The sequence below is a fragment of the Nocardiopsis halophila DSM 44494 genome, from assembly GCF_000341245.1.
In the GTDB taxonomy this organism is placed as follows: Bacteria; Actinomycetota; Actinomycetes; order Streptosporangiales; family Streptosporangiaceae; genus Nocardiopsis_A; species Nocardiopsis_A halophila.
The window spans coordinates 1-26,539 of record NZ_ANAD01000017.1; the positions used below are offsets into that span (position 1 = coordinate 1).

The following is a 26,539-nucleotide window of genomic DNA, read 5'->3' on the forward strand; positions in this document are numbered from 1 at the left end:
CTCACGGGTGCAGGGGTCGCCGCCTAGTAAACACTCAGGCGATCGGCAGGAGCGGGCCTCCCCCGCTCGTGGACGGCCTGGCCCATGTGCGGTCCATCCCCGCGCCTGCGGGGCTCACGAGGGCGGCCGCCTCGGGGACTCGATGTGGATCGGTCCATCCCCGCGCCTGCGGGGCTCACAATTGGTACGGAATGAATGGCGCCCCCTGGTGCGGTCCATCCCCGCGCCTGCGGGGCTCACGCCGGAGGCCAACGTCCTCCCGACCGCGATCCGGGTCCATCCCCGCGCCTGCGGGGCTCACGCTCGACGAGGGCGACGGCGGCCGCGGCACTCTGGTCCATCCCCGCGCCTGCGGGGCTCACCCTTTGTGAGCTGGGTTGATGGCGGACGTTACCGAAAAGCAACCGAAGTCGCTCCCTCTTCGGACAGGTCCTGTCCTCAATTCCCCTCCCAAGTCTCAGGCCGATGGAAGTTGGTCGCCTTCACTCACTCTCCCGCCGGGAGGATGCAGGCCGGGTCCGGGATGGACAGGCGGTCGATCGGGGCCTGCGCCACCCCCGAGCCGTCGATCGGGAGGCTCGTGATCGTGCCGCTGTTCTGGTTGGCGACCACGATGTGGGAGTCGACGATGGCGAAATGGCGCGGCCACTCACCACCCGTCTCCACCTCCTCCAAGAAGCGGAGGGACGCCCCTCCCTCCTCCACCGCGAAGGTCGTCACCGTGTCCGCGCCCCGGTTGGCCACGTACAGCCGCTCTCCCGAGGCCGACAGGGCGATCTCGCTCGGGTAGACCGCCTCCTCCCCCTTCGCCTGGGACGCGTCCACCGCTCCCAGTACTTCGGCCGTCGCCCCCCAGCGGACGATGTGCACCCGCGCGTCGAGCTCCCCCGCCACGTACACGAACCCCGCCGGGCTCACCGCCATGTGTCGGGGGCCGGTTCCCGGCTCAAGGCGGATCGGGTCCCGTTCCCCACCGACCGGATCGGCCGTATCCGGGTCGAAGGGGTGCACCCGGATCACGTCGGCGCCGAGGTCGGCGATGAGCAGGTACCGCCCCTCCGGCCCCATGGCAGTGCTGTGCGCGTGCGGCCCTGTCTGCCGGCCCTCCACCGGCCCCGAGCCCTCCCCCACAAGGCGGGCGATGGCGGCCCCCGGTGTGGAGTCGCCGTCGATCGGGTGGACGCTCACCGTTCCGTCGGCGTAGTTCGACGTGATGATGTGCCGCCCTGCCGGGTGCACCATCACGTGGCACGGCGAACCCCCGCCGGTCGGGGTCTCCCCCAGCGTCACCGAGGCCCACCCCTCACCGGCCGCGAACCAGGACAGCGCCCCCTCCGCGCGCTCGGAGACCGCGTACACCTTGGCGCCGTCCGGGTGCATCGCCAGGAACGACGGCCCCGACGCCTCCACCGCCGCGCTGCCGCCCCCGAGGCGGCCGGTCCGGGTGTCCAGCCACGCGAGGTAGACGCCGACCCCGCGCCCCACCGGCTCCGAGTCACGGGTGTAGGTCCCGACCCACAGCAGCCTCTCGCTCATCCGCAGCGCCTTTCCGTCCCGTCCTCGTCACGTGCACGACCGAGGATCGCACGACGCCTGCGCCGCCCCGACGGGTCGGGCCGGGAATGCGGGCCGGGCCCGCAGGCCGGCCCTGACTTTCGATAGATGACGCCGGTGACCACCTCTGGCTAGCGTCCTGGCCATGCACGTTCTGCGTCGTCGCCCCTCCCTCGGCCAGGCGGCCCTGGCCTGCGTTGTCCTGGCCGGGCTGGCCGCGTGGTGGTGGCCGCCATCGCTGCTCGCCCTCCCGGTCGCGGCGCTGCTGACCGGGCGCCTGTCCGCAGACCCGCGCCCGGCGGCGGCGGTGTACTGCGTCGGGATCGCGGCGTGGGCGCTGCGGTTCGGCATCGCCGGGGAGCCGGTCGGGATGTGGGTCACCGGGAGCGGCCTGGCAGTGTTCACGGTGCTGTTGCCCTGGCTGGTGGGCCTGTACCTGCGCAGCACGGCCGCCTTGGAGCAGGCCGGCTGGGAAAGGGCCCGGCGGCTGGAGCACGAGGCCCGACTGGTGGCCGAGCGCGCGCGTATGCGGGAGCGGTCGCGCATCGCCCAGGACCTGCACGACGCGGTGGGCCACGAGCTGAGCCTGCTCGCCCTTCGGGCCGGCGGCTTGGAGATGGCGTCCGACCTCTCCGACGCCCGAAGGGCTCAGGCCTCCGAGCTTCGGGAGGCGGCCGGCAGGGCCGCCGACCGCCTTGTTGAGGCGGTCGGCGTACTGCGCACCGACACCGCCCCTGAGGCGCCGGCGCTCCACCCGACGGGCGACGGGGAGACCGCCCTTGCCGTCCTCGTGGAGCGCGCGCGGGAGTCCGGGATGGACGTGGCTCTTGAGGACGGGGGCGGCGTGCGCGATGTACCGGTGCTGGTCGAGCGCGCCGTCCACCGGGTCGTGCAGGAGGGGCTGACCAACGCGGCCAAACACGCGCCGGGCGCGAACGTCCGTGTGGCGGTGCAACGGCGGGCGGACGAGGTGACGGTCCAGGTGATCGATTCCGGTGCGGAAGAGCAGGTGTCCGCCGCCGCGGTCCCGGGTGGCGGGACCGGGCTCGTCGGCCTGAAGGAGCGCATGCGTTCTGTGGGCGGAGTCCTTGCGGCCGGCCCCTGGGCGGAGGGTGCCGAGGGCACAGAGGGTCCCGGTTGGTCGGTGACGGCACGCATTCCGCTTCGAACTGCGGGAGGACTGGCGGGCCCGGGCTCTCTGGGAGACGAACCGCCAGAGGAGAAGGTGGGCGGCACAGGCTCCGCTGACGCGCAGCTCCAGCGTTCAAGGCGTCGGGCCGGGTGGGCCATCGCGGCGGCAGTCGGTCTGCCCATCGGGATGGTGGTCGCCGCCTACACGGTGTCGCTCGCCTACACCGCCTTTCAGGCCGCCACCGCGACTCTGGACACGTCCGCCTTCGAGCGCCTGGAGCCGGGACAGGAACGCGCTGAGTTGGACGGGCTCCTTCCTGCGAGGGACCTCTACGAAGGGCCCTTGGCGAGCGGTGAGCGCCCCGAGGGGCCGGACGGGCTGGAGTGCCTCTACTACCGCTCTGACGGCGGAGGGATCGGCGGAAGCGGGAACCCGTACCGCCTGTGCTTCGATGGCGATGTGCTGGTCTCGGCGGAGACGGCGGGCCGGTGACATGGATTGGGGCGGGGACGGGCGTTGGAGAGGCCGAACGTGATCCGAGTTCTGCTGGTGGACGACGAGGCGATGATCCGCGCAGGCGTGCGGTCGATTCTCGATGCGGATGCCGACGTCGAGGTGGTGGCCGAGGCGGCGGACGGGCGCGAAGGGGTGGACCTCACCCTGTCGCACCGGCCCGACGTGGTACTCCTCGACATCCGCATGCCGGGGATGAACGGTCTGGACGCGGCGGCCGAGATCAAGCGCGCGGCGCCTGCGGTGGGTGTGGTCGTCCTCACGACCTTCGGCGAGGAGGAGTACGTGGCCCGGGCGCTGTCGGAGGGCGCGGACGGCTTCCTGCTGAAGACGGGCGACCCGAGGGAGCTGTTGCTGGGCGTTCGAGCGGTCGCCGAAGGCGGCGCGTTCCTGTCTCCGAAGGTCGCGCGGCGGGTACTCCAACGGCTCGACCACGACCGTTCTGTGGACCGCCTCAAAGCGCGGGGCAAGCTGTCACAGCTGACGGGGCGTGAGCGCGAGGTCCTGGCGCTGCTGGCGGCGGGGATGTCGAACGGTGAGATCGCGCGGAGGCTGTTCCTGGTCGAGGGCACGGTCAAGGGGCATGTGAGCACGATTCTGACCAGGGTGGGCGCACGCAACAGGGTCGAGGCGGCCGTCATGGCCCACGAGGCCGGGCTGGTGCAGGGAACCGAGGGGCGCGAAGGCTCCGATTAGGAATCGGGGACCGATTCGTCGAGTGGAATGCGGTTACACATTTCACCGCCCCCTGATGGCGATGGTGAACACACCGGTTCAGACACCCACGTCTCCGACAAAAGGAGGGGTTGCTTCCGTTCCAGTGGCGGACAGGCTCGCGAATATCGCTGCTCCTACAGGGTCTCCCCTCACCGGCATGCCTAGACCGGTGCTTCGCCTGCGCGAGGCGACTCCACGGCTCCGATCATCAAGGGTGGCGGTTTCGTTACCCCGAGCCACCGCAGGTGATTATCCTATCATTCCCTCCCCCATTTCCCGACCACGCCACCCACGGACGCCCCTGCTTTACCTTCGGTTTACCTGGTGGCCAGAGACGGCCGCATTCGTACAAACGCGCCTTCTGCATTCACGGATGCCGCTACATTCTCAACGGCAGTTTGCACCAATCAGAAAGAAACCCCCATGGCCTACGGCAACAACACTCCCCCACCTCCGCCGCCCAGCCAGCCGCCGAAGCGCGGCATGTCCACCGGTGCCAAGATCGGGCTCGGTTGCGGGCTGGCGGTGGTCCTCGTCTTCATCCTGGTCATCGGGGGATGCATGGCCGCGATCGTCTCCAGCGACTCGGACGGCGGCGGAGGCTCGTCGTCCGACGGCGGGGACGGCGGGAACTCCGAGGGCGGCGGCTCCGAGACCGCGGCGATCGGGGACACCGTGGAGTCCGGCGCCTTCGCGTTCACCGTCACCAACGTGGAGACCGGCGTCACCGAGGTCTCCGATGAATCCGGAATGCTGACCGAGACGCCCGACGGCCAGTACGTGGTCGTGGACGTCACCGTCGAGAACGTCGGTGACGAGTCCGGAATCTTCGATTCGTCGTCGCAGAAGCTGATCGACGCCGACGGCAAGGAGTACAGCACCGACACAGCGGCTGAGATGACCGGCGGCACGGACAGCTTCGTGAACGAGGTCAACCCCGGAAACTCGGTCGAGGGTCAGCTGATCTTCGACGTGCCCGAGGGGGTGGAGCTCGACACTCTGGAGCTTCAGGACTTCATCAGCCTCGACTCCTCGGCCGTGGTGGACGTGTCCGGGGCCTAGGGGCGAGCCTGCGCCCGGCGGCTTCCGTCCCGACAGGCGCAGGCCTTCCGCCGCCCACGGCGATCCTGCTCTTCCGCCCCGCGCCCGGCCCCGGTCGGCGCGGGGCGTCTCTCGCTCAGCGCCGCTTGTCCGCCTTCTTGCGCCCCGTCGGCCTGAGGAGGAAACCGATCACCGCCCCCACCACCACCGCTCCGGCCAGGGTCGCCCACAGCGGTGCGACCACCGAGATGAGCAGGACCTGAATCTGGGTGGTGTCCCGGTTCTGGAACACGAACAGCAGCGCCACCACCAGCAGGACCAGACCGACCCACACCCTCGGCGGGACCGACCGGAGCACGCTCTTCCGCTCCCTCGGCCCCTCCCCCGCCGCCGCACTGCCCGGCAGGCCGCCTTCGACCATGGTGCCCCCGTACGTCATCCGGCTCGGCCTCGCTACCTCCGGCCCTTCATCACCTGCCCGGAAATCCCCTGTCTCCAAGGCAAGGGACGGCCAACACTTCGCCACCTACGCCGACGGTGCTCCCACGAGCCTTACAGCCGCCCTGCGCCCCTGTACGGCCGCCGCCGGCTCCCCGGTGATGCCTGCCGTCACGATCGCTCCCTCGGCCAGAAGGAAGACGGCGTCGGCGATCCGCTCGCAGCCCCCTTCGGGGCCGTCATCCCCCGTTCCCCCTGTGGATCCCGCGGAGCACGCACCCCGGACCCACGCTCCGATCTGCTCCCTGAACGCCCGCTTGTGTGCGCGCACTTCGGCCTGGACCTCCTCCGAGTCGGTCCCCATCTCTCCATGGGCGTTGATCCAGGCGCATCCGCGGAAGCCCGGTTCGGCAAACCACTCGGCGAGCCAGTCGAACACCGCCCCCACCCTCTCGCGCGGATCGGGCACCGCTTCGACGTGCGCCGCGAGCCGCCCCCTCCACCGCTCGTCGCGGCGCCGGAGCACCGCCACGACCAGCTCCTCCTTCGACGGGTAGAAGCGGTAGATCCGCTTGAGCGGCAGCCCGGAGAGCGCACGGACCGCGTCCATGCCGACCGCCCGTATGCCGTGCTCGTAGAACAGCCCTTCCGCGGCGTCGAGCAGCGCTTCGCGGTCCAGCCGGTTCTGCTCCTCGCTGATCGGGGCGGGCATCGACGCCTCCTTGACGTAGAGAACGAACGTTCTCTACGTTAGTCCACACCACTGGAGAACGACCGTTCTCGACCACAGGAGGCCCCGTGCCCGAGTCCCGACCCCCGGTCCCGCCCTTCACCCTGGAGACGGCCCTGCAGAAGGTGCAGGCCGCCGAAGACGCCTGGAACACCCGCGACCCCCACCGCGTGGCGCTCGCCTACACCCCCGACTCGGTCTGGCGGAACCGCGACACGTTCCTTCAGGGTCACGACGAGATCATCGCCTTCCTGACGCGCAAGTGGGAGCGCGAACTGGACTACGCGCTGCGCAAGAGCCTCTGGGCCTTCCACGGGAACCGGATCGCGGTCCGGTTCCAGTACGAGTCCCGCGACTCTGCCGGCCAGTGGTGGCGCAGCCACGGCAACGAGCAGTGGGAGTTCGACGCGCAGGGCTTGATGCTGCGCCGCGAGGCCAGCATCAACGACGTTGCCATCGCCGAGTCCGACCGGCGCATCATCGGCCCCCGCCCCGAGGCGGAGTACGGCATCGAGATCCCCCTCCGGTAGGCCGACCACCCGATAGGCCGCCCACCCGAGCCTCGGATGGGCGTCCCGGTCAGACCCACCCCGGCAGGTCAGGGAGTCCTTGAGGGCACGTGAGCCGCTCCCCCCTCGTGCGCCCGGCGAGCCAGCCGAGGAGGTCTCCAGGGGCTCCTGCGACCGTGCGGCTCGCCTTCCCTCGGCCGCCCAACACCCCGACAGGTGCCCCGTGGAGGTCGCGCAGCTCCATCGGCGGAACGTCCTCATGGGCGGAGAAGTAGCGGACCACGTCTTCTAGAACGATGCGGGTCGCATCCTCCGGAGCGGCTGAGAGTTCGTATCCCATGTCCAGGTCCGCATGGTGGACCTCCAGCTCCCTGAGGCGGATGACGAGGATCCTCCGTGGCGTGCACTCCTCACCCGTGAACGGCCGGATGCGCCGCCCCCACGCCGCGTCCGGCAGGACGAGCATGCTCTGCTCCAGATCGCCTGCCGTACGGACGATGTCCGCGACCAGGTCCGCGGCCGACCGGTCCGCCCCCTGCTCGATCTCGGTGTCCCGCGCCTCGCGGCTGGGGTACTGGGGGTTCTCCACGCCCGTACGCGCCCACTCCAACAGCCGCCCGAGCGCCGGCGCCTGGCGGGCGAGGTGGTTGAGCACGTGCCCGCGCGTCCACCCGGGCAGGGACGTGGGCGCGGCGATGTCCGCGTCCGTCAGGCGCTCGCACGTGGCCGACAGCCGTGCGGTGGCGTCCCGCAGCAGCCGGAGGCCGTCCGGTTCGGGAGGCAGTTCGAGGGGCTCACGGGGATGGGCGGGCACGGCGACCTTCCACGGGACATGGATTCTCATATCGCGAAATTTTCTTTCCGTTATTTGGATCCATGGTCGCAGAAGGATCCGCCGCACATCCGCCCGGGAGCCGGTCAGTCGTCGGTCAGCCCTTCGGCAGGTGCCACCCGGGCCGCCCGGCGGGCCGGTACCACCGAGGCCGCCACCCCGATCACCGACGACGCGGCCGCGACCAGGGCGAGCGACCCCCAGGGGACGTCGACCACGAGGGGCGCGGTCGCCCCGACGATCGCGCCGACGCCCGCGATCCCGAACGGCACACCGATGAGGATCCCCAGCGCCGCGCCGAGCAGCCCGATCACCACCGCCTCGGCCGCCAGCGTCCCCCGCAGTCCCGCCCTGGACAGGCCCAGCGCCCTCAGGAGCGCCGACTCCCGCGTGCGCTCAAGGACCGACAGGCCCAGGGTGTTGGCGACGCCCACCGCCGCAATCACCACGGTCACCAGGAGCATCGCCAGCGACAGGCCGACGAGCATGTCGAGCACTTCGGTGATGTCGCCGCGCTCGCTCAGCGCGCCGCCGACGAGGATCTGCGGGTCGTCGGCCGCGATGCGGGCCATCCCGTCCGCGATCATGTCGCGGTCGGCGCCGTCCTCGGCCACGCCCCACACCATCGAGCGAACGGTCTCCACTCCCAGCGCGTCCAGGACGTCGTCACGGACCACCGGCGCCGGTGTCCCCGACGCCGAGGCGAGCTCCGACGTGCGGACCGTGAAGTCGCGCTCGGTGCTCCCGCCTGAGGACTCCAGGGTCAGGCGGACCCTGTCGCCTGCTCTCGCGCCGAGTGTGCTCATCTGGTCGTCGGTGACGAGCAGCGTGGGGTCGGCGCCGCCGTCCAACCGTCCGACGTCGGCCTCCGAGGCCAAAGCCTGCGAGACCCCGACCAGCCTCGTCTCGCCCAGCGCCCCCATCCGCACGTCGGCCGTGCGCACGGGCTCCGCCGCCCTCAGGGAATCGAGCGATTCGATCGACCGGACGGTGTCGGGCGAGACCGGTCCGTCCGCCACGCGCGCGCTCACGTCCACCGGGTAGCGGTCGCGCAGATCCGCGTCGATCGTCGCCCGTCCCGTCGCCGCCGCCGTGGAGAGGGCCGTGATGAGTCCGAGCCCCAGGACGAGGGCGAGGGTCGCCGTGGCCGCACGCCCCGTGTTGCGCGCCAGGTTCGCCCCGGCCAGGGACGCCACCCCGCCCATTCCGCGCATCAGGACCTGCACGCCCTGGAGGCACCGGGCGATGGGGTACCTGAGCGCCGCCAGCAGTCCGAGCGCAGCGGCGAACCCTGCGACCACCGTGACGACCGGGGACGAGGCGGCCGTCCCGACCGCCATCCCCACCGCCCCTGCCACGGCCGCGAGCGTTCCCGCCGCGTGCACCGCGCCGAAGCGGACCGATCCGCTCAGCGCCGCCGAGCGCAGCGCCTCCACGGGGGCCGTCGCCGCCGCCCGGCGCGCCGGAAGCCATGCGGCGCCGACCGCGGTGCCCGTTCCCACGAGGAAGGCCGCCAGCAGAGCCCACAGGCCCACTCTGAAGCCGTCCCCTGCCAGCCCCATCGCCGCGGCGCCCGCGTACCCGAGGGCCGTCCCTCCGGCGGTGCCCGCCAGCGCACCCGCCGCCCCGGTGATCGCCGCCTCCATAGCGACCAGCGCCCGTACCTGGCCGCGATGGGCCCCCACCAGGCGCAGCAGGGCCGTGTCGCGGCGGCGCTGCGCCAGCAGGACGGTGAAGGTGTTGGCGATGACCATGCCCGACGCGAGCAGGGCGACCAGGGCGAACGCCAGCAGCACCACCTCGATCTGCCGCGAGCCGCCCGCGAAGCGGTCGGCGGCCTCCTCCGCCTGCCGCTCGGCGGTGGAGGCCTCCAGGCCCGCCGGCAGCCCGGCGTTCAACCGCGCGACCGCCTCCTCGGGACTCGTGCCCGGGGCGGTCAGCGCCAGCGCGGTGTCCGGGGTGTCGCCGGCGAAGAAGCCTTCCGGGGCGTAGAGCCGGTACTGCACGCCGGTCAGCGGCCGGAAGTCGAGGTCGGCGACGCCCACCAGGGTCGCCTCGGCCTCGGCCCCGTCGGCGTCGAGGAGCCGGACCCGGTCGCCCACGCCCAGTCCGGCGTCGCGGACCGTGGCGGGGTCGGCCATGACCTCGCCGGGCGCTTCGGGCCACCGCCCCTCGGCCGGCTCGAACCAGCGCAGGTCGGGCCGTTCGGCGATGCCGGAGACGTTGGCCGTACCGCGCCGTTCCTCGGTGAGGAGCTGGACGGTGCGGGCGTGGACGGGGGCGACGGCCGCGATTCCGGACCGTTCGGCGATGCCGTCGGCCCAGTCGGGGCCGGGGTCCGCGGCGTCGGGGTCGCGGTCGACGACCACGTCGGCGGCGGACAGCGGAGCGGCGGCGACCGCGCGCAGTCCGGCGTCCGTGGTCGCGGTGAACACGGCCGTCGCTGCGAGGAAGGCGGTGCCGAGCGCGACGGCGAGCAGGACGGCGGCCAGGCGGACGGGACGGGCGCGCACGTGCGCCCAGGCCTGAAGGAGCATCAGTCCCCCGCCCCGGCCATGGCCGCCATGACGCCCTCGGCGGTGGGGCGGTCCACCGTTCCGTTCAGCGCGCCGTCGGACATCAGGACGGCCCGGTCGGCGTAGGTGGCGGCGACGGGGTCGTGGGTCACCATGACGATGGTCCGGCCCAGCCGGTCGCAGGCGGCCCGGAGGTGGTCGAGGAGTTCCCGGCCTGTGGCGACGTCGAGGGCCCCCGTGGGCTCGTCGGCGAAGATGACGGCAGGCCGGGTGAGGAGCGCGCGGGCGACCGCGACCCGCTGCTGCTGGCCTCCGGACAGGTGGCCGGGCCGATGGTCGAGGCGGTCCCCGAGGCGCAGCGAGGAGACGATCTCGTCGTAGAGCGCAGGGTCGGGTCGCTGCCCCGAGAGCTTGAGGGGCAGGAGGATGTTCTGCTCGGCGGTGAGTGCGGGCAGGAGGTTGAAGGCTTGGAAGACGAAGCCGATGCGTTCACGCCGCAGGGCGGTCAGTTCGCGGTCGCTGAGCGCCGCAAGGTCGTGCCCTTCTACGGCGACGGTCCCGCCCGTCGGGGTGTCGAGCCCCGCGAGCAGGTGCATGAGCGTGGACTTGCCCGAGCCCGAAGGGCCCATGACGGCGGTGAACTCCCCGCGGGAGAAGGCGAGGTCGACCCCTGCCACGGCGGTGACGGCCGTGGGCCCCTGCCCGTACCGCTTCACCAGTCCGGTCGCTTGGAGGGCGTGTTCGTGCCCCGTGCGGGGCGGTGTGGTCCCGGTGGCCTGTGTGGCCTTCGTGCTCCGTGTAGCTGGACGCATGTCTCCGCTTCCGTGTCGTGTCCGGCCGTGGACGGCACGTTATGAAGCGGGGGACCAGCGTCGACAGCGCCGATCGGCAGGGAGGTACCCCTTGCTTTCGTCAGGGTTCCACCGCCCGGCACGGTGCGGGGGATCGTGTGCGGGGGGCGTCGTGTGCGGGGCCGACGGCCGGTCGGCCCCGCGGCCTCAGCGCACGTCCAGGACCAGGCGGGCGGCGAGGGCACCGAAGACGGCCGCGCACGCCCGGTCGATCCACCGGCGCACGGGCCCGCGGCGGAGCAGGCGCTCGGAGAGCATGCCGGCCATGATGCCGACGGTCCCGTCCACCAGCAGCCCGATGACGACGAACAGGCACCCCAGGAGCAGGAGCTGGGCGGTCACCGGGAGGGCCCCCGGACCCGTCGTCACGAACTGCGGGAGGAACGCCAGGTAGAACAGGACGACCTTGGGGTTGGCCAGGTTGGTCAGCGTCGCCATGGCGTAGACCCGGCGGAGTGAGCGCGCGGCCGGGACCGGTGCCGCGCCGGTGGCGTCAGGGGCCTCGTCCTTGCGGCGGCGGCTGTCGCGGAGCGCGGTGAACGCGAGGTAGGCGAGGAAGGCGGCGCCCAGCAGGCGCACGGCGTCGAGGAGGTGGGGGGCGGCGCTGATGAGCGCCCCGAGGCCGAAGGCGGCGGCCAGAGTGTGGCCGAACAGCCCCGTGCACATCCCCAGGGCCGCGACCACCCCGACCTTGCGGCCGCCGGCGGCGGCGTTGGCCATGATGTAGAGCATGTCGGGCCCCGGCGCGATGCTGAGGAGGAGGACGGCGAGGGAGAAGGCGGCGACCATGGCGGGATCCATGCCGGGATTCTGCCACGCGGCGCCTGTGCGCTGGGAGTAGGGGCGTCACGTGGGGATACGGGAGGACATCCGTCTGAAAGGCGCCCCACCGGCCCGAACCCGCGTTGATCTCGGGGGAGTCGGCCTTGTACCGGCCGGTACAAGGCCGACTCCCCCGAGATCAACGAGAACCGGCCGGAGCCGCCCCACTGCCCGCACGGCCGCGCGACCATAATGGGGGCCCGGCCGTTCGCCTCGGTTCGGGAACGGAGAGGGGCCGCCATGGAGCTCGGCAAGGTGATCGTGGACGGGGCGGAAGCCCGCGGGATGCAGCACTGCGAGACGACGGCGCTCGGCGTGCTCCTTCGGCACCGAGGGATCGATCTGTCCGAGCCCATGCTCTTCGGCCTAGGGGCCGGACTCTCCTTCGTCTACTGGGACAGCAAGCAGATGCCCTTCCCCTTCCTCGGGGGACGGGTCAAGCCTTTCGAGCTCACCAAGAACCTGGCCTCCGCACTCGGGCTGGAACTCTCGGTCCGCGAGACGACCTCCGCGCGCAAGGCGTGGGAGAACGCGGCCTCCCTCATCGACGCCGGGTGCCCTGTCGGCTTGCAGCTCGACAGTTACCACCTGGACTACTTCGGCTCGAAGGTGCACTTCGGGGGCCATGTCGTTGCCATGTACGGCTACGACGAGCACGACGCGTACCTGATCGATACCGACCAGCAGGGCGGGACGGTCTCCACGAGCCGGTCCTCACTCGCTCAGGCCAGGGCCGCGCGCGGTCCGATGACCGCCAGGAACCGGTCCTTCTCGGTCGCCGCCGTACCCGACAGGGCGGGGGATCCGTCCCCGCTCCGGGAGCGGATCGTTCCCGCCGTCACCGCGTGCGCCCGCGCCTTCCTCGACCCGCCCATCGCCAACCTGGGCCACCGCGGAATCGACAAGGCCGGCACGCTGGTCAGGGGATGGCTCCGGAGGACCGAGGATCCGGAGGTCGACCTCCCACAGGCCGCCCTGCTGATGGAGAAGGGCGGTACCGGAGGGGCCCTGTTCCGCAACCTCTATCGGGACTTCCTCGGCGAGTGCACCGGGCTGGTCGACAGTCCCCGCCTGCGCACCGGCCACCGCCTCTACGGCGAGGCGGCCCCCCTATGGACGGAAGCCGCGGATCTCATCGCGAAGGCCGGTCGAACGGGTGAAACGCGGTACCTGGACCAGGCGGGGACGGTTCTGGGCGATCTCTCACGCATCGAGCGTGAGGCGATGCAGGCCCTGAGCCTTCTGGGAGACGAGGACCCGAGGCCTGCCGTCTAGGTGCGGCGTTCCCGGCCTCTCCGGGAACCGAACACCGCTCCAGGCCTCGGGTGCCGGTCATGCCATGTCGGTGTAGCGGTGCACGCGGTCGAAGCGCAGGGCCGCAAGGTCCCGACGGCGGAGCACCCAGTGGATCACGCCGCCGTCCAGCTCCTCGACGTCGTCCCCGCACCTCCACGTGGCCAGGAGCGCCCAGTCCTCAGCCTCCTCCCCGGCCTTCTCGCGGGCCCAGTGGACAGGGTCGTTCTGGAGGACGATCGGGTGCCCGCCGATCTGGAGGTCCCATCCGGGCGGCAGGCCGTACACCTCCCTCCATGCGTCGTCCAATTCCTCAGCGAGCTCGAAGTGCTCGTCCTCAGGCGCGGGCCCCCACCGGTCGACGGCGAAGCTCTCGCAGGACTGCGGCTCCAAGCGTCGATACGACCGGGTCGCCTGCTTCGCCGTGAAGGGGACGCGCTCGCCGACGGGGCGGGCGACCGCGGCCGACCCCTCGGGGACGTGCACGACCTCGCCGGGCGCCGGCCCCTGTCTCCTGTCAGCGGGGTCGGCGAACAGCAGGAGGTGCCCTCCCGCCGGCAGGGGGAGGTCGGTTCCGCCGGACGGGAGGGCTGCGCAGTCGATCGAGGCGACGAAGGGCGACGGAGGGTCGGGCGCCCCTGCGGAAGAGTCGGGTTCCCGCCCAGCCTGGCCACAGGCGGTCCGTCTCCGCTGTCGCCGCCGTCTCCGAGGTAGACCGCAGGCAGGACGTCTCGGATCCACTCCTCCGTCTCGTCGGCGGGAAGGTTCCGCGATGCGGCCTCGGCGCGGAACCGGTCTCCGTTGGTGGATTCATCGGGCATGGCGGACACCCTAGGCAGACGGGCGCCGTGCGGCCGCCGCGAGGAGCGCTCCCAGGAGGAGCACCCCTGCGACCACGACGACGATCCCGGCGAACCCGAGCCCCGCGGCACCGGCGGCCAGCTGGGGGCCGATGCCCGCACCGACGAACATGGAGAAGGCGTAGAGCGCCGTCCCCACCCCCTGGCGCTCCGGCCCCGCGTGTTCGCCGATGCTCTGCACCAGCGCGGGCGCCGCGACCAGGATGGCGGCGGTGAAGACCAGCAGGACGGCGCCGAGGCCGATGGTGCTGCCTCCCATGAGAGCGGTGGCCAGGACCGAGAGCGCTGCGAGGGCGAGACCGGCGACGGCACGCGTCCCGGCGTTCCATCGCCCCAGGACGCCCGCGAGGAAGGGGACGGCCACCATCGCGGGCAGCGCGGAGGCGCGCAGGACGAGCAGGGCGCCGTCGTCGCCCGCGATCTCCGGCGGCCCTGCGACGGTGACGGCCGTGTAGACCGCGACGAACCCGCCGAGCAGCGTGGCGGTGGCGGCGAAGAGCGCCGCCGGCCGGGGCTCGAAGAACAGGCCGGGCATGGCGGCGAAGGCCCCGAGCAGGCCGCGCCGTCCGTCGTTCCGGGACGGAAGGAGGACGGCGCGTGCGACGGGGGCGGCGGCCAGCAGGGCGGCGGCACTGACCAGGAAGACCGCCTGCCAGCCCGCGACGAGGGTGATGCCCTGCGCGGCGATCTGCATGACGGGGGCGGAGGCCAGGGCGGCCCCGCTGACCGCCGTCATCGCGGCCGGGCGGTGCTCCGGGCGGATGTGCTCGGCGACGTAGGCGAACGCGGCCGGGGCGAGCGTGGCGGTGGTCAGCCCCTGCAGCGCACGCAGGGCGATGGCCGACTCGGGGGACTGCGCGGCGGCCACGAGCGCGGTGGTGGCGGCCGTGGCGACCAGGCCCCAGGTGATGGTGGCGCGGGGGCCGAAGCGCGCGCACAGGGGGCCCGCGAAGAGGAAGCCGACGGCGTAGGCGAGGGCGAAGGCCGTGGAGACCCAGGTGAGGGCGTGCGGGGTGGATCCCAGGTCCTCGGCCATCGGCCCGAGCAGGGCGAGGACGGAGTACATCTGGCCGACCATCGGGATCGCGGCGGCCGCGAGCAGGGCGATGGCGGGGCCCGTGCGCGCCCAGGCCGGAGCGGCGCCGCCGGGACCGGCGGCGGGCGGGGACGGGGGAACCGCGGAGGTAGGTGGGGTCATGGCCGGGACCTTATACAACCAACCTTTCGGTTGGCAACTTCTCCACGGCTCCCGACAGACCGGTCGGTGGGCGGTACCCTGTCCGCCATGCCCCGCGACGCCGCTGCCACCCGCGCCAAGCTCCTCTCCGCCGCCCGCGACGAGTTCGCCGAGCACGGGGTCGGGGGTGCGCGCGTCGAACGCATCGCCAAGCGCGCGGGCGTCAACAAGGAGCGCATCTACGGGCACTTCGGCAACAAGGAGGCCCTGTTCGAGGCGGTGATGGTCGACGCCCTCGCCGAGCACACGAACGGCATCGGCCTGCCCTCGGGCGACATCGCCGAGTACGCGGGGCGGCTCTACGAGTTCCACCGCAAGAACCCGCAGCTGCTGCGCCTGCTCATGTGGGAGTCGCTGCACTACGGGGAGGACGCCGAACTCCCCGGACGGGAGAACCGCCGGGCCCTCTACACCGAGAAGGTGGGGGCCTTGGCGGGGCTGCTGGGCACGCGGGCCGACCGGCGGACGACGTCGCTGATGATGGTGCTGATCGGCCTGGCGGCCTGGCCGTCCACCCTGCCGCAGCTGAACCGCCTGATCTCGGACGTGTCCGAGGAGCCGACCTCCGGGGAGGACCTGGACACCGCCGTCCGGGACACCATCGTCGAGGTGGTCCGCAAGGCGACGGCGGACTGGAGCGACGGGGGACCCGACGGCGGCGGTGGGCCCGGCGGGGACGGCCCCGGCGGGGACGGCCGGCCGGAGGGCTCCTGACGGACGGTCAGGCGCGCCAGGCCCCGGGGTAGTCCGGCAGGGGGCGGCGGATCTCCAGCCCCGCGCTGAGCCACCACGGGCCCGCGCACAGCAACGCCGCGACCACCGTCCAGGCAGGGTTCCAGGGCACGAACACCCCGAGGATCAGCACGACGGGGAAGACCAGCGAGAACAGCCACCGGGGCCACACGTGGCGGCGCTGCCCCAGGAACGGGGCCACGGTCAGGGCGGTCCGGCGCTTCCACACGGGCCCGAGGACCACCGGCGTGAGCACGAAGGGCAGGACGGTGAAGGGGAAGCCCTCCCCTTCCTGCCACACGAGTCCGAGCAGCGTCACCGTGACGGCGGCGGCCCCTCCGGAGAACAGCCCGAGCCCCAGGCAGAAGAGCACGTACGACCTGCGCAGCCGCGCCACCACCGCCCAGTGCTCACGCCAGGCCTGCTCGCCCAGGGGCGTGCCGATCAGGGCCTCCATCCGCGACCACGAGGCCACGGCTTGCATGAGGACGGGCTGCTGGGGTGCGGACACGCGCTCTCCGTTCGGGGGGTCGAGGGGGTGTGCGGTCGGAGCCGGTCGGAGCACGAATCACCTTATACAGGTGCCTTCCGCACCGCAGGTGGCTACCATCGGCCTCCTGTGCCCGGACGACCCCAGGAACCTCCCATGTCCGATCTCGCCCGTATCCGCTCCGAACTCCTCAGGGACGTCCTCTTCTCTGAGCACACGACCGCCGGCACCGGCAGTGAGGGCATCGAGAAGGCCGTGAACCGGGCCCGCGCGCTGCTGAAGCCCGAGAGCCGCGACCCGTGGCCGCACTACCTCCTGGGCCTGGCGCTGGCCATGCGCTACCTCGACAGCGGCGCCCAGGCCGACATCGACGGCGGCCTGGAGCACCTTCGCGAGGCGATCAGACTGGGCGGGAGCGAGGACCCCCACGCCGCGATGTACCGCCAGCAGCTGGCGGGGGCCCTGGGGGCCCAATGGTCGGCGTCCGCCCTCAAGGACCCCGGCAAGGACCCCACCGAGCTGAGTGAGAGCCTACGCCTGGCCCGCGAGGCGTTGGAGATGACCGATGCCGGCAGCCCGCACCTTCCGGTTCGCCTGCTCCAGGTGGCCGAGTTCCTCGGGCAGGGCGCCGACGGCCCGGACCGCCTCGACGAGGCGTTGGAGTTCGCCGAGCGCGCGCTGCAGGTCGCCCACCCCGACGACCCCCGCATGTCGAAGTACCAGCACACCCACGCCCAGCTGCTGCTGCACATCGCCGCCGGCAAGGAGAGGAAGGCCGAAGCCGCCGTGGAGGCCGAGAGGTCGGCCATCAGGGCGGGCCACCTCGCCCACCCCTACGACCCGACCCAGACGAAGATCGTGGGGACGCTCCAGCGCGCCCGCCTGCTCCAGGCAGGCTGAGCGGGCGGGGCGGGACCGCGGCCGGCCCCCTGCCCCTTCGCATCCGTGCGGTGGCGCGCGCTTCAGGCGCGCTCGCTACCGGCCTCCGCCCCTGCTCGTGAACGGCAGCCTCGCCTCTCCCAGGAGGCCCTTGTCCCGGTCGATCCAGTACCGGCGCAAGACCTCCAGCAGGACCGAGGACCTGACGTCGGCGATCCCCGGCAGCGCCGCCAGGTCCTCGGTGATGAACCGCCCCAGCTCGCGTTCGTCCCGGAAGGCACCGTGGTGGATCAGGGACACCTCCCCCGCGACCACCGACACATAGCGCGCCGACGGGTGGGCCGACAGCTTCTCGGCCACGTGGGCGATCGCCCCCGGACGCACCGTCAGGGACAGGATCACCTCCAGGTGCATCCCCAGGCGCTCCGGCTCGACCTCCACCCGCGGGCGCACGACGCCGCGCTCCAGCAGCGACTGCACCAGCCGGTACGCGGTCGACTGGCTGACCCCCAGTTCCCTGGCCACGTCCCCCGACCCCACGCGCGCGTCGGCGTGGAGGACGCCCACCACCGCGATCTCGTCGTCCGACAAGGGTCCTGAGGCGACCGCTCCCTCGTCCGGCTCGGGCACGTGCGTCCGATAGGGGCGAAGCGCCTCAAGGCGACCGAGCGGCAGGCGGTCCAGTGTCCAGGCGTCGGCGCGGGTCACGGGGCGCAGGACGAGGTCGGACTGGGTCCCCCGCACCCCTTCCACCGATGGGATCTCGGTGGTCAGCAGCTCCGCGGCGCGTGCGCGCTCCGCCGGATGCACCACGCAGTAGATGTCGGCGCGTCCGCTGCTGAGCGCCACCAGCTGCGTCTCGGGCATGCGCGCGAGGCGGCGGGCGACCTCCACCGCCCTGCCCGACTCGGCGTGGAGCCACATGTGGCGCGGGTGGGCGTCGGAGACCAGCGACCAGTCGAGCTGTCCGACCACCCTGAGCTGGCCCGAGGACTGGAGCCTCTGCAGGCGCCGGCCCACCGTGCTCGGGGAGCTGTCGAGGACCTCGGCGAGCGCGCTGCTGGGCGCGCGGGGGGCGTACTGCAGGGCCGCCACCAGGTCGAGGTCGAGTTCATCCATCTCCTGTGCACCCACATGTGGATGATAGCCACTACACCATCCCCCTCTGCTGACTTAATCGCCCATTTTCATGCTCGATATTGACAAGACTGACCACCGCGAGGGACTCTTGCTCGTCATAGGGCGACGTGACGCAGCTCATGGCGACACGCCCCTCCCCTGCCCTTCCGATCCCCGAGGAGTCGACGGTGGCCACTGCCGACCTCCGCAGCACCGGCCGCACCATGGCCGGGCTCATGCGGTTCCTCCAGTTCATCGAGCGCGCGGGCAACCGGCTGCCGCACCCGTTCTGGCTGTTCATCCTGATGGGCGCCCTGGTCGTGGTGCTCAGCGCGGTCCTCGACGCCCTCGGCGTCGGCGCCGTCTCGCCCGCCGACGGGGAGCGCATCGCGGTCGAGAGCCTGCTCAGCTCCGAGGGCGTGCAGGTGATCTTCGGCGACGCGGTCGACAACTTCGCCGCCTTCCCGCCCATGGCGCTCATCGTGGTCGTGATGCTCGGCGTGGCGGTGGCCGAGCGCGCCGGCATGCTCAACGCCGCGCTGCGCGGCAGCGTCACCCGCGTGCCGGACAAGCTGCTGACCTTCGCGCTGTCCGCGGTCGGCGTCAGCGCGAGCGTGGCCTCCGACGCCGCCTACGTGGTGCTCGTCCCCCTGGGCGCCATGATCTTCAAGGCCGCGGGGCGCAGCCCCGTCCTCGGCCTGGTGGTGGCCTTCGGCTCGATCTCGGCCGGCTACAACGCCTCGGTGGCCCTGACACCCGGCGACGCCCTGTTCGCGGGGCTCACCACCGGTGCCGCGCAGATCATCGACCCGGAGTACGTGGTCACCCCGGTGGCCAACTACTTCTTCACCGCGGTCAGCGCGGTGCTGCTGGCACTGATCATCACCGCGGTCGCCGAGTTCGTCCTGGCCCCGGCCACCGCCCGGATGCAGGTCGACGGCGAGGACGCCGACGCCGAGCTGGGCGAGATGCGCCTGACCGCCGACGAGCGGCGCGGCCTGCGCAACGCCGGGCTGGTGTTCGCCGGGGCGGCGGCGCTCATCGCGGCCGTGCTGATCCCCTCCGGCTCGCCGTTCCGCGGCGAGGACGGCGGTGTGCTCGGCTCGCCCCTGATCACCGGAATCGCCTTCATCATGGGCCTGCTGTTCCTGGTCATGGGCGCGGTTTTCGGCCGCACCACCGGCAGCATGCCCCGGGCCCGCGACATCCCCGAGGCGATGGCCACCGGCGTGCGGGACCTGGCGCCGGTGCTGGTGCTGTTCTTCGCCGCCTCCCAGTTCCTGGCCTACTTCACATGGACCGGCCTGGGCGAGGTGCTGGCGGTGCGCGGCGCCGAGCTGCTGGACGCGGCGGGCGTGCCCACCCCGGTGATGCTGGTCGGGATGGTCCTGGTGTGCACCGTCATGAACATCATGATCACCAGCGGGTCGGCGCAGTGGGCGCTCGTGGCACCGGTGTTCGTGCCGATGTTCATGCTGCTGAGCATCCCGCCGGAGACCACCCAGGCGGTGTTCCGCGTCGCCGACTCCCCTACCAACGTGATCAGCCCGATGAGCCCCTACTTCGCGATGGCGCTGGGCTTCCTGCAGCGCTACCGGCGCGACGCGGGCATCGGCACCCTGCTGTCGATGACGCTGCCGATCTCGGTGGCCATGCTCGTGGGGTGGACGCTGATCCTCCTGGCCTGGTGGGGCCTGGGCCTTCCGCTCGGCCCTGGCGCTCCGGTCCGATGAGGACCGAGGCCGCCAGCGGGGCCGCCGGTCCGCCCCTTCAGGCGGCCCACGGCCCCGCCCCGCACACCCCCCGTGTTCCCTGTCCCTGGTTCCGACCGACGAGAAGGTGACGACGTGAGCGATGCGTCCCTGCCCGGGCTGGCCGAGGCGGCCCGGCGCGACCTGCCCCTGATCCTCGACGACCTGCGCCGCCTGGTGGAGAAGGAGACGCCCAGCAGCGACAAGCGCCTGCTGGACGCCGGGCTGGAGGACATCGAGGCGTGGGCGGTGGAGCGTCTGGGCGCCCCGGCCGAACGCGTCCGGAGGGACGGCGGCGTCCACGGCGACGTGCTGGAGATGCTGTACCCGGGTGACGGCGGCGGCGAGGTGCTGCTGCTGTGCCACTACGACACCGTGTGGCCGGAGGGGACCCTGGAGGAATGGCCGGTCGGCATCGACGGCGACCGGTTCAGCGGCCCGGGGTGCTTCGACATGAAGGCCGGCATCGTGCAGGGCGTCTGGGCGGTCAAGACCCTCCGTGATGCAGGGCTGCCCCTGCCGTCGATCCGTTTCCTCTTCAATGGCGACGAGGAGGTCGGCAGTCCGGCTTCCAGCCCGCACATCGAACACGCGGGCCGGGCCGCGGACGTGACGCTGGTGCTGGAGCCCAGCAGGGAGGGCATGGTCAAGACGGGCCGCAAGGGCATGGGCCTGTTCGACGTGACCGCGACCGGGATCGAATCGCATGCGGGGCTGGACCCGCAGGCGGGGGCGAGCGCCGTGCACGCCCTGGCCGAGCTCGTGCCCAGGATGGCGGCCCTGGCCGCCCCCGAGCGCGGAACCACGGTCAACGTGGGGGTCTTCAGTGGCGGAACGGCCCGCAACGTCGTGGCGGGCAAGGCCTCGTGCCAGGTGGACGTGCGTATTCAGGACCCGGAGGAGCCCGCGCGCGTCGACGCCGGGCTGGCGGCGCTGGCGCCCTCGGACGGCCGGGTGAAGGTGGAGGTGTCGGGCGGGTGGAACCGTCCGCCGATGAACCCCGGGCCGGCCACCGACCGCGCCTTCGGGCTGGCCCGCGAGGTGGCGGCCGGGCTCGGCGAGGACCTGGGGCAGATCTCGGTGGGCGGGGCCAGCGACGGCAATCTGGTCGCCGCCCTGGGCCGCCCGGTCCTGGACGGCCTGGGCGCGGCCGGCGCGGGCCCCCACTCCCGCGACGAGCACGTGAGCATCGGCCGCACCCCGCACCAGGTGGCCCTGCTGTCCGGGCTGCTGACACGCCTGTCCGAGGGGTGAGAGGACCGGCCCCGGGGCCGCCTGTGCAGTCTGGGCGGCTTGCGCGGCCTGCGCGGTTCATGGGGCCTGCAGGGGTTCATGCGGCCTGCACGCCCTGCACGGACCGCTGTGCCCGCGCCGCCTCCATGGCCGGCCCGCACAGTCTGCGATGTCCGTGCCCCAGCGGCCTGAGGACCGCGGGCCGTGAAGCCGGGGAAGCGCTCCGCCCGACCCGTGCGGGTCCCGTCCCGGGGCGCTTTCCCCTTTCTCCTCCTTCCGGATCGCTGGAGGACGACGGGAGAACGCCAGGGCGGCGGGCCGGTCACCCCCGCCGTCGCGGCCCTATACCTCCCTATACCGCCCTGCACCGAGGCCGGGCCAGGCATGGCCGAAACCGGCCTGGTTCGCACGACTAGGTCCGCAATTGGGCCGGTTTCCTCCTAGGCTTTCCCCCTCGTCGCGCCCGAGGGCGGCGCGGCGGCCCCGTGGCCGGGCGCGCACCCCCTCGTCGCGCGTCGCGCACGGGGTTCGCACGGCCTTCCCGGGAAGGCCCACGCCCTTGAGCGGCGGACCGGCCTTCCTCCTCTGGGGTCGGGGGCGCCGCGGCCCGGGACCGCCCTTACGCGGAGCGGCGGTCCCGGGCACCATTGCCTCCCTCTCCCTTCGCCCCCGTGCCGGGGCCGCGGTCAGTCGCCGTGCGGGCCCGGTGCGGCGCTGCCGACGTACTCGCCCAGATCGGAAACGAGCTTGGTGATGTCGGGCAGGCTGTCGAACCGGCGCTGGTGCAGGGCGGCGATCCTCTCGCCGAAGTCCGGGGAGGGGTCGTCGGTGATGTCGAACGAGGCGAACCTGTCGACCAGCGGCAGCCCGACCCGGTCGGTGTGCAGGTGGGCGGGGTGGATGAGGTACTCCCAGTAGCCGTCGAGGTCTTCGATCGCGAAGGCGGCCCCCCACTCGTACTCGCCGCCGTAGTCGCGGCCGACGACGAAGGAGGTCACGGCCGGGATGGCCCGCCCCTGCTCGCGCAGGCTCTCCAATGCCTCCTCGCGCTGCTCCGGCGTGACGCCGGACTTGAAGGTGAAGCGGATTCCGTGCTGGATCATCGTTCTTTCCTTTCGGTGGGGTGAGGAGCCTCAGTGCGAGGCGCCGTGGTCCCGGCCTGTGCGGGCCGCCCATGGCCCGATGACGGCGAGGGCGGCGACTGCCGCCATCGCGCCGCCGGTCCAGGTGAACGCGGCGGCGAGGCCGGTGGCGTGGACGAGGGGGTGGACGGCGAGCGGCGAAAGGAACTGCCCGAGGAAGATCGCCGTGACCAGGCCGCTGAGGACCCGGCCGCGCCGGTCGGGGCGGGCGAGCTCGCTGAGCCGCAGATTGAGGTTGGGGACGATGAACCCGACGCCGACGCCGCCGACGAGCAGCCCGGCCGCGATCGGTCCGACGGTGCCGGCCGTGCCGACCAGCAGCCAGCCCGCGCCGAGCAGGGCGACGCTGATCGCGGTGATCGCGGAGGGCGTCAGGCGGCGGCGCAGGGCCGGGAACGCCAGCGCGCCGACCGCGCCGGTGAGGGTGCTTCCGGCGATCACCGCGCCGGTGAGGGCGGGCCCGGTTCCGTGACCGCTGAGCAGGAAGGGCAGTTGGGTGGGCGCCATGTAGAACACCAGGGTGGCGACCAGCGCCAGCACGTAGACGCCGAGGATGCGGCTGGTCGTCGTCCGGACGGGCGGACGGGGCGGGCGGCGGGACGGGCGGCGGGGCGCTGCGGCGTGCTCCGCGTGCCCGGTGCGCCGGATGCGCGGCTCCGTGCGCAGAGCGCCGATGGCGAACGCGGCGACGCCCGCCGAGACGGCGTAGATCCAGAACGGCGCCCGCCAGTCGACCGCGGCCAGTGTCCCGGCCAGGGGCAGGAACACGACGCCGCCCAGACTGGCGAACGCCTGCTGCAGGCCGAGGAAGGACGCGCGCCGCGGCCCGTCGAACCAGTCGGTGATCAGGGCGCCGACCGCCGTCATGATCCCGCCCACCGCGACGCCGAGCAGCGCCCTGGTGGCCAGCAGCACGTACAGATCGGTGACCAGGAGTCCGGCGGTGCCGCTGACCGCGGCGAGCACCAGGCCGGACACGAGCAGCGGTCGGCGCCCCACGCGGTCGGCGACCAGTCCGGACAGGGGGGCGCTGACGGCGATGGCGAGGGAGGTGACGGTCAGCGCGGAGCGGACGAGGAGGTCCGCTCCGGGGGTGTCGGCGAACACCTCGCGCATCGCGGGCAGGCTGGGCGAGATGATCGCCGCCGCCATGATCGTCATCATCGCCGCGGCCAGCACCGCGGCGCGCGCCGGGCGCGACGGCTCCTGGCGCGGCCGGGCAGGCCGGGTCGACGCGAGCGGCATGGCAGGTGCTCCTCTCTCGGAGGTCGGGCCGGGAGACCGGCCGACGGGCCGGTTCCCGAGCGCGGCCCTGAGGGCCGACGCGGGGGGTGGGGAGGCGGACGCGTCGGCAGGGTCCGGCGGGGCGGTCACAACGGCCTCCTCAACGTGCAGTATGAGTGGTCGACCACTCACTCTTCGGGCCGAAGAAACGGCCATCGGGGCGGCGGTACGGGCAGCGGGGGCGCTCGGCGCCACGGCATGGACGGCGTCCCCGTCCAGGGCGGTCCGGGCACGCGCCCGCCCGCCCCCGTGAAACCGGCCGCCCCGAGACCGGCACGGGGCGCGGGCCATGCCCCCGCCTCCGCCCCGCCGTGCGGGCGTCAGAAATGGCGGAGCCCGTCGGACAGCGTCCGCGCCCACGGGGCGTCGATGCGGCCGGCATCGAGGGCGACCACGAGGTGGCACAGCATGCCCGTGGCGAAGAACCGTTGGACGTCGGCCTCCGCCGCACCGGAGACCCCGCGGACGTACTCGACCAGCCGGGCGTACCCCGCCCGCACCACCTCCCCGATCGCGGGCTCCGAAGCCGCCGCGCACTGCGCGTGCAACTGGAGCATCAGCAGGTCGCGGTCGGCGATGAGCCGGGCGTAGGCCTCGCCCATCGCGTCCAGGACCGCCTCCGGCGAGCTGCCGTCGGCCGCGGCGGCACCGTCGCCCAGACTTTCGCGGATCAGGGCGAAGCAGTGCTCCACCACCGCCGTGAACAGCGCCTCCTTGCCGGGGAACAGCCGGTAGACATAGGCCTGCGAGATGCCCGCCCGCTGGGCCACGGCCGTGGTCGTGGTGCCGAAGTAGCCCCCTTCGGCGAAGGCGCTGATCGCGGTCCGCAGGACCGTCCTCCTGCGCTCGTCGGCGGTGGACAGCTGTCGGCGGGACTCTGGCGTCGTCATGTGAGTAATAAACCACTCACACTCCTCCCCGTCAACCTCCCCTCCCCTCTTTGCTTCCTAATAGGAATACTCGACAGCCGTCTCCCGTTCCCTCATAGCCGGGCGACGACGCAGGGCCGCCGCCCGCATGAGAGGACGTGGAGGTCCACCATGGGACGGGTCGAAGGCAAGGTCGCGATCGTCACCGGCGGCGCGCGGGGTCTGGGGGCCGCGCAGGTCCGGGCACTGGTGCACGAGGGGGCGCGGGTCGTCATCGCCGACGTGCTGGACGACGAGGGCGTGGCGCTCTCCGCCGAACTGGGCGATGCCGCCGGGTTCGTGCACCTCGACGTGACCGATGCCGAGGCGTGGAAGGACGCGGTCACCGCGGCCGAGCGGCTCTTCGGGCCGGTGGACGTGCTGGTGAACAACGCGGGCATCGTGCACAACCAGCCCTTGGAGGAGATGTCCGAGGAGGACTTCCGCAGGGACATCGACGTCAACCAGGTCGGGGTGTTCCTGGGCATGAAGGCGGTCATCGGCTCGATGCGCACGGCCAGCGGCGGCTCGATCGTCAACATCTCCTCGATCGGCGGCATCATCGCCTTCTCGGGGATCATGGGCTACACCGCCACCAAGTGGGCGGTGCGCGGCATGACCAAGGGCGCCGCACAGGAACTCGGTCCGGAGGGCATCCGCGTGAACTCGGTGCACCCCGGCTTCGTGACGACACCGATGACGGAGGGCTCCGGCGTCGACGACCTGGCGAGGATCCAGCCCCTGCGCCGCACCGGCCGCCCGGAGGAACTGGCGAACCTGGTCCTGTTCCTGGCGTCCGACGAGTCAAGCTACTCCACCGGCTCGGAGTTCATCGCTGACGGCGGCTACACGTCCATGTGACGGCCTCCGCCACGGAACGCGCGCGGCCGGACGACACGGAGCCGCCGGTGACTCCGGAGATCGGCTCACCGGCGGCGCCGCACACCACAACCATTGAGTGACCGACATCACGCACCCCTCATTCCTTGCACTCGGGCACTCCGCCGCACCAGGGAATTTCAACGCGAATCAAAACCCTCGACAATGCACGGGCGATCTCTCTCGTCGCCGGATCAGGGCAGGCCAGCGCCCCGCCACCCCTTCTACTCGCCGCACTTCCAACGTACCCTCATGCAATTTGCGACCCCCGCAGGCGACAGCTAGCGTCTGAACCGGCGAAATGAGGAAATCTTTCAGGGATAGATCCTTCATTACCGCCCCAACGGGCGGAGTCGGAGCCGTCACACAGGACACTGGGGCGTTTACGTGCGCCCGCTCCGCCCGCCCTCCCCTGAAGGCCATACCTACAAGGGGTCCGAAAGAAGCCTGGCGTTGTATCGCGCCGGGCTTCGGACGACGAGAATTTTCACCCGACGAGGGGAATCCCGCATGAAGCGCATCAAGAAGGGCGCGGCCACGCTCCTGGTGGCCGCGGCTGCGACCTCCGGCGCCTTTCTCGCCACGGCACCCGCCGGAGCCGACACCGCGGGAACCTACGGCCCGCCGAACGACACGAGGCTCGAGCAAAAGGACCTCCCCGAGCCCATGTGCGAGTATCTCGCCGACACTTACACCTTCCTTTCTTCCACCCGCGACTACTGGTGTGTCACCAGCAATCCCCCCAAGATGAACCTCATGAGCCGCAGTAAATAGTGGCTCGCTGACGGCTTCGAGCGCTGTCGGTGTGCGCATCCGAGGACACCGACAGCGCTTGCTTTGCCCTACGGGCGCCCGCATCCGCAGCCCCGCCCCGTTTCCCGCGCACCGGAGCGGCCTGCACGACCGCACCGGCTACCGCACAGGGCCCTCCGAGCAGTTCTGCTCGGTGAAGTCCGACAGGGCCGTGTCATCGCCGGACGGCGGCTACATGTCCATGTGACGGCCTCCGCCGCGAAGGGCGTGTGGCCGGGGCACCCGTGACGGGCGCCCCGGACGCCCCAGGGCGGGTCCGCCGCC

At 72.3% G+C, this 26,539-nt stretch carries 25 protein-coding genes and 1 CRISPR repeat array; of the genes, 11 read left to right on the forward strand and 14 right to left on the reverse strand.

The window, feature by feature from the left end:
- The first annotated feature begins 89 nt into the window (after positions 1-89).
- Positions 90-362: direct repeats of the CRISPR family, unit length 29 nt; unit sequence CGGTCCATCCCCGCGCCTGCGGGGCTCAC.
- A gap of 124 nt (positions 363-486) precedes the next feature.
- The gene (locus D450_RS0101850; protein ID WP_017536981.1) at positions 487-1,536 is read right to left on the reverse strand and encodes a lactonase family protein; all 1,050 of its coding nucleotides are present in this window, start codon (positions 1,534-1,536) and stop codon (positions 487-489) included.
- 163 nt (positions 1,537-1,699) lie between these two features.
- Here D450_RS0101850 and D450_RS0101855 point away from each other — a divergent pair, with 163 nt between their 5' ends.
- From D450_RS0101855 to D450_RS0101865, 3 genes are all read left to right on the forward strand, one after another.
- On the forward strand, positions 1,700-3,178 hold the full coding sequence (locus tag D450_RS0101855) for a sensor histidine kinase (protein WP_017536982.1): 1,479 nt from the start codon (positions 1,700-1,702) through the stop codon (positions 3,176-3,178).
- Positions 3,179-3,217: 39 nt separating this feature from the next.
- Complete coding sequence (locus D450_RS0101860) at positions 3,218-3,895, forward strand: response regulator (protein ID WP_017536983.1); 678 nt, start codon at positions 3,218-3,220, stop codon at positions 3,893-3,895.
- Between the two features lie 444 nt (positions 3,896-4,339).
- The gene (locus D450_RS0101865) at positions 4,340-4,978 is read left to right on the forward strand and encodes a DUF4352 domain-containing protein (protein WP_241483025.1); all 639 of its coding nucleotides are present in this window, start codon (positions 4,340-4,342) and stop codon (positions 4,976-4,978) included.
- A 115-nt stretch (positions 4,979-5,093) separates the two neighbouring features.
- On the opposite strand, the gene D450_RS0101870 is transcribed toward D450_RS0101865, so the two are convergent.
- Together D450_RS0101870 and D450_RS0101875 are read right to left on the reverse strand one after the other, a co-directional pair.
- Positions 5,094-5,396, reverse strand: a complete 303-nt coding sequence (locus D450_RS0101870) for a LapA family protein (RefSeq protein WP_017536985.1) — start codon at positions 5,394-5,396, stop codon at positions 5,094-5,096.
- A gap of 87 nt (positions 5,397-5,483) precedes the next feature.
- Positions 5,484-6,107: a TetR/AcrR family transcriptional regulator gene (locus D450_RS0101875; RefSeq protein ID WP_017536986.1), complete on the reverse strand. Its 624-nt coding sequence runs from the start codon at positions 6,105-6,107 to the stop codon at positions 5,484-5,486.
- 86 nt (positions 6,108-6,193) lie between these two features.
- On the opposite strand from D450_RS0101875, the gene D450_RS0101880 reads away from it, so the two are divergent.
- On the forward strand, positions 6,194-6,655 hold the full coding sequence (locus tag D450_RS0101880; RefSeq protein WP_017536987.1) for a nuclear transport factor 2 family protein: 462 nt from the start codon (positions 6,194-6,196) through the stop codon (positions 6,653-6,655).
- A 49-nt stretch (positions 6,656-6,704) separates the two neighbouring features.
- On the opposite strand, the gene D450_RS0101885 is transcribed toward D450_RS0101880, so the two are convergent.
- The 4 genes from D450_RS0101885 to D450_RS0101900 form a co-directional block, all read right to left on the reverse strand.
- Positions 6,705-7,478: a maleylpyruvate isomerase family mycothiol-dependent enzyme gene (locus D450_RS0101885; RefSeq protein WP_017536988.1), complete on the reverse strand. Its 774-nt coding sequence runs from the start codon at positions 7,476-7,478 to the stop codon at positions 6,705-6,707.
- Between the two features lie 74 nt (positions 7,479-7,552).
- On the reverse strand, positions 7,553-10,003 hold the full coding sequence (locus D450_RS35100) for an FtsX-like permease family protein (RefSeq protein ID WP_017536989.1): 2,451 nt from the start codon (positions 10,001-10,003) through the stop codon (positions 7,553-7,555).
- Positions 10,003-10,698 (reverse strand): ABC transporter ATP-binding protein, encoded by a 696-nt coding sequence (locus tag D450_RS0101895; protein WP_017536990.1) that lies wholly within the window; start codon positions 10,696-10,698, stop codon positions 10,003-10,005. The genes D450_RS35100 and D450_RS0101895 overlap by 1 nt, the downstream gene beginning before the upstream one ends.
- A gap of 282 nt (positions 10,699-10,980) precedes the next feature.
- Entirely contained in the window at positions 10,981-11,634 is a 654-nt protein-coding gene (locus D450_RS0101900; protein WP_026128329.1) for a LysE family translocator, read from the reverse strand.
- A 261-nt stretch (positions 11,635-11,895) separates the two neighbouring features.
- Between D450_RS0101900 and D450_RS0101905 the strand changes: the two genes are divergently transcribed.
- Positions 11,896-12,930 carry a BtrH N-terminal domain-containing protein gene (locus D450_RS0101905; RefSeq protein WP_017536992.1) on the forward strand — a complete coding sequence of 345 codons (1,035 nt, stop codon included), beginning with the start codon at positions 11,896-11,898 and terminating at the stop codon, positions 12,928-12,930.
- Between the two features lie 57 nt (positions 12,931-12,987).
- On the opposite strand, the gene D450_RS29195 is transcribed toward D450_RS0101905, so the two are convergent.
- Together D450_RS29195 and D450_RS0101915 are read right to left on the reverse strand one after the other, a co-directional pair.
- Positions 12,988-13,689, reverse strand: coding sequence for a DUF1963 domain-containing protein (locus D450_RS29195; RefSeq protein WP_206539648.1), 702 nt, complete (start codon positions 13,687-13,689; stop codon positions 12,988-12,990).
- A gap of 90 nt (positions 13,690-13,779) precedes the next feature.
- Positions 13,780-15,006, reverse strand: a complete 1,227-nt coding sequence (locus tag D450_RS0101915; protein WP_017536994.1) for an MFS transporter — start codon at positions 15,004-15,006, stop codon at positions 13,780-13,782.
- An 87-nt stretch (positions 15,007-15,093) separates the two neighbouring features.
- On the opposite strand from D450_RS0101915, the gene D450_RS0101920 reads away from it, so the two are divergent.
- Positions 15,094-15,759, forward strand: a complete 666-nt coding sequence (locus D450_RS0101920; RefSeq protein WP_017536995.1) for a TetR/AcrR family transcriptional regulator — start codon at positions 15,094-15,096, stop codon at positions 15,757-15,759.
- 7 nt (positions 15,760-15,766) lie between these two features.
- Here D450_RS0101920 and D450_RS0101925 read toward each other — a convergent pair whose 3' ends face one another.
- The gene (locus D450_RS0101925) at positions 15,767-16,288 is read right to left on the reverse strand and encodes a hypothetical protein (RefSeq protein ID WP_017536996.1); all 522 of its coding nucleotides are present in this window, start codon (positions 16,286-16,288) and stop codon (positions 15,767-15,769) included.
- A gap of 135 nt (positions 16,289-16,423) precedes the next feature.
- Between D450_RS0101925 and D450_RS0101930 the strand changes: the two genes are divergently transcribed.
- Complete coding sequence (locus D450_RS0101930; protein ID WP_017536997.1) at positions 16,424-17,167, forward strand: tetratricopeptide repeat protein; 744 nt, start codon at positions 16,424-16,426, stop codon at positions 17,165-17,167.
- Positions 17,168-17,242: 75 nt separating this feature from the next.
- On the opposite strand, the gene D450_RS0101935 is transcribed toward D450_RS0101930, so the two are convergent.
- Complete coding sequence (locus D450_RS0101935; protein WP_017536998.1) at positions 17,243-18,265, reverse strand: Lrp/AsnC family transcriptional regulator; 1,023 nt, start codon at positions 18,263-18,265, stop codon at positions 17,243-17,245.
- Positions 18,266-18,453: 188 nt separating this feature from the next.
- Here D450_RS0101935 and D450_RS0101945 point away from each other — a divergent pair, with 188 nt between their 5' ends.
- Both D450_RS0101945 and D450_RS0101950 read left to right on the forward strand, forming a co-directional pair.
- On the forward strand, positions 18,454-19,998 hold the full coding sequence (locus D450_RS0101945; protein WP_017537000.1) for an AbgT family transporter: 1,545 nt from the start codon (positions 18,454-18,456) through the stop codon (positions 19,996-19,998).
- A 114-nt stretch (positions 19,999-20,112) separates the two neighbouring features.
- Positions 20,113-21,270 carry a M20 family metallopeptidase gene (locus D450_RS0101950; protein WP_017537001.1) on the forward strand — a complete coding sequence of 386 codons (1,158 nt, stop codon included), beginning with the start codon at positions 20,113-20,115 and terminating at the stop codon, positions 21,268-21,270.
- A gap of 665 nt (positions 21,271-21,935) precedes the next feature.
- Here the strand turns inward: D450_RS0101950 and D450_RS34250 are convergent.
- The 3 genes from D450_RS34250 to D450_RS0101965 all read right to left on the reverse strand — a co-directional run bounded on the left by D450_RS34250 (position 21,936) and on the right by D450_RS0101965 (position 24,565).
- Positions 21,936-22,352 carry a Dabb family protein gene (locus tag D450_RS34250; RefSeq protein ID WP_017537002.1) on the reverse strand — a complete coding sequence of 139 codons (417 nt, stop codon included), beginning with the start codon at positions 22,350-22,352 and terminating at the stop codon, positions 21,936-21,938.
- A gap of 30 nt (positions 22,353-22,382) precedes the next feature.
- The gene (locus tag D450_RS0101960) at positions 22,383-23,636 is read right to left on the reverse strand and encodes an MFS transporter (protein WP_017537003.1); all 1,254 of its coding nucleotides are present in this window, start codon (positions 23,634-23,636) and stop codon (positions 22,383-22,385) included.
- Positions 23,637-23,995: 359 nt separating this feature from the next.
- Positions 23,996-24,565, reverse strand: a complete 570-nt coding sequence (locus tag D450_RS0101965; protein ID WP_017537004.1) for a TetR/AcrR family transcriptional regulator — start codon at positions 24,563-24,565, stop codon at positions 23,996-23,998.
- A gap of 150 nt (positions 24,566-24,715) precedes the next feature.
- On the opposite strand from D450_RS0101965, the gene D450_RS0101970 reads away from it, so the two are divergent.
- Both D450_RS0101970 and D450_RS0101975 read left to right on the forward strand, forming a co-directional pair.
- A complete protein-coding gene (locus D450_RS0101970) occupies positions 24,716-25,444 on the forward strand; it encodes a glucose 1-dehydrogenase (RefSeq protein WP_017537005.1) in 729 nt (242 codons plus the stop codon).
- 528 nt (positions 25,445-25,972) lie between these two features.
- A complete protein-coding gene (locus tag D450_RS0101975) occupies positions 25,973-26,236 on the forward strand; it encodes a hypothetical protein (RefSeq protein WP_017537006.1) in 264 nt (87 codons plus the stop codon).
- The last annotated feature ends 303 nt before the right edge of the window (positions 26,237-26,539 follow it).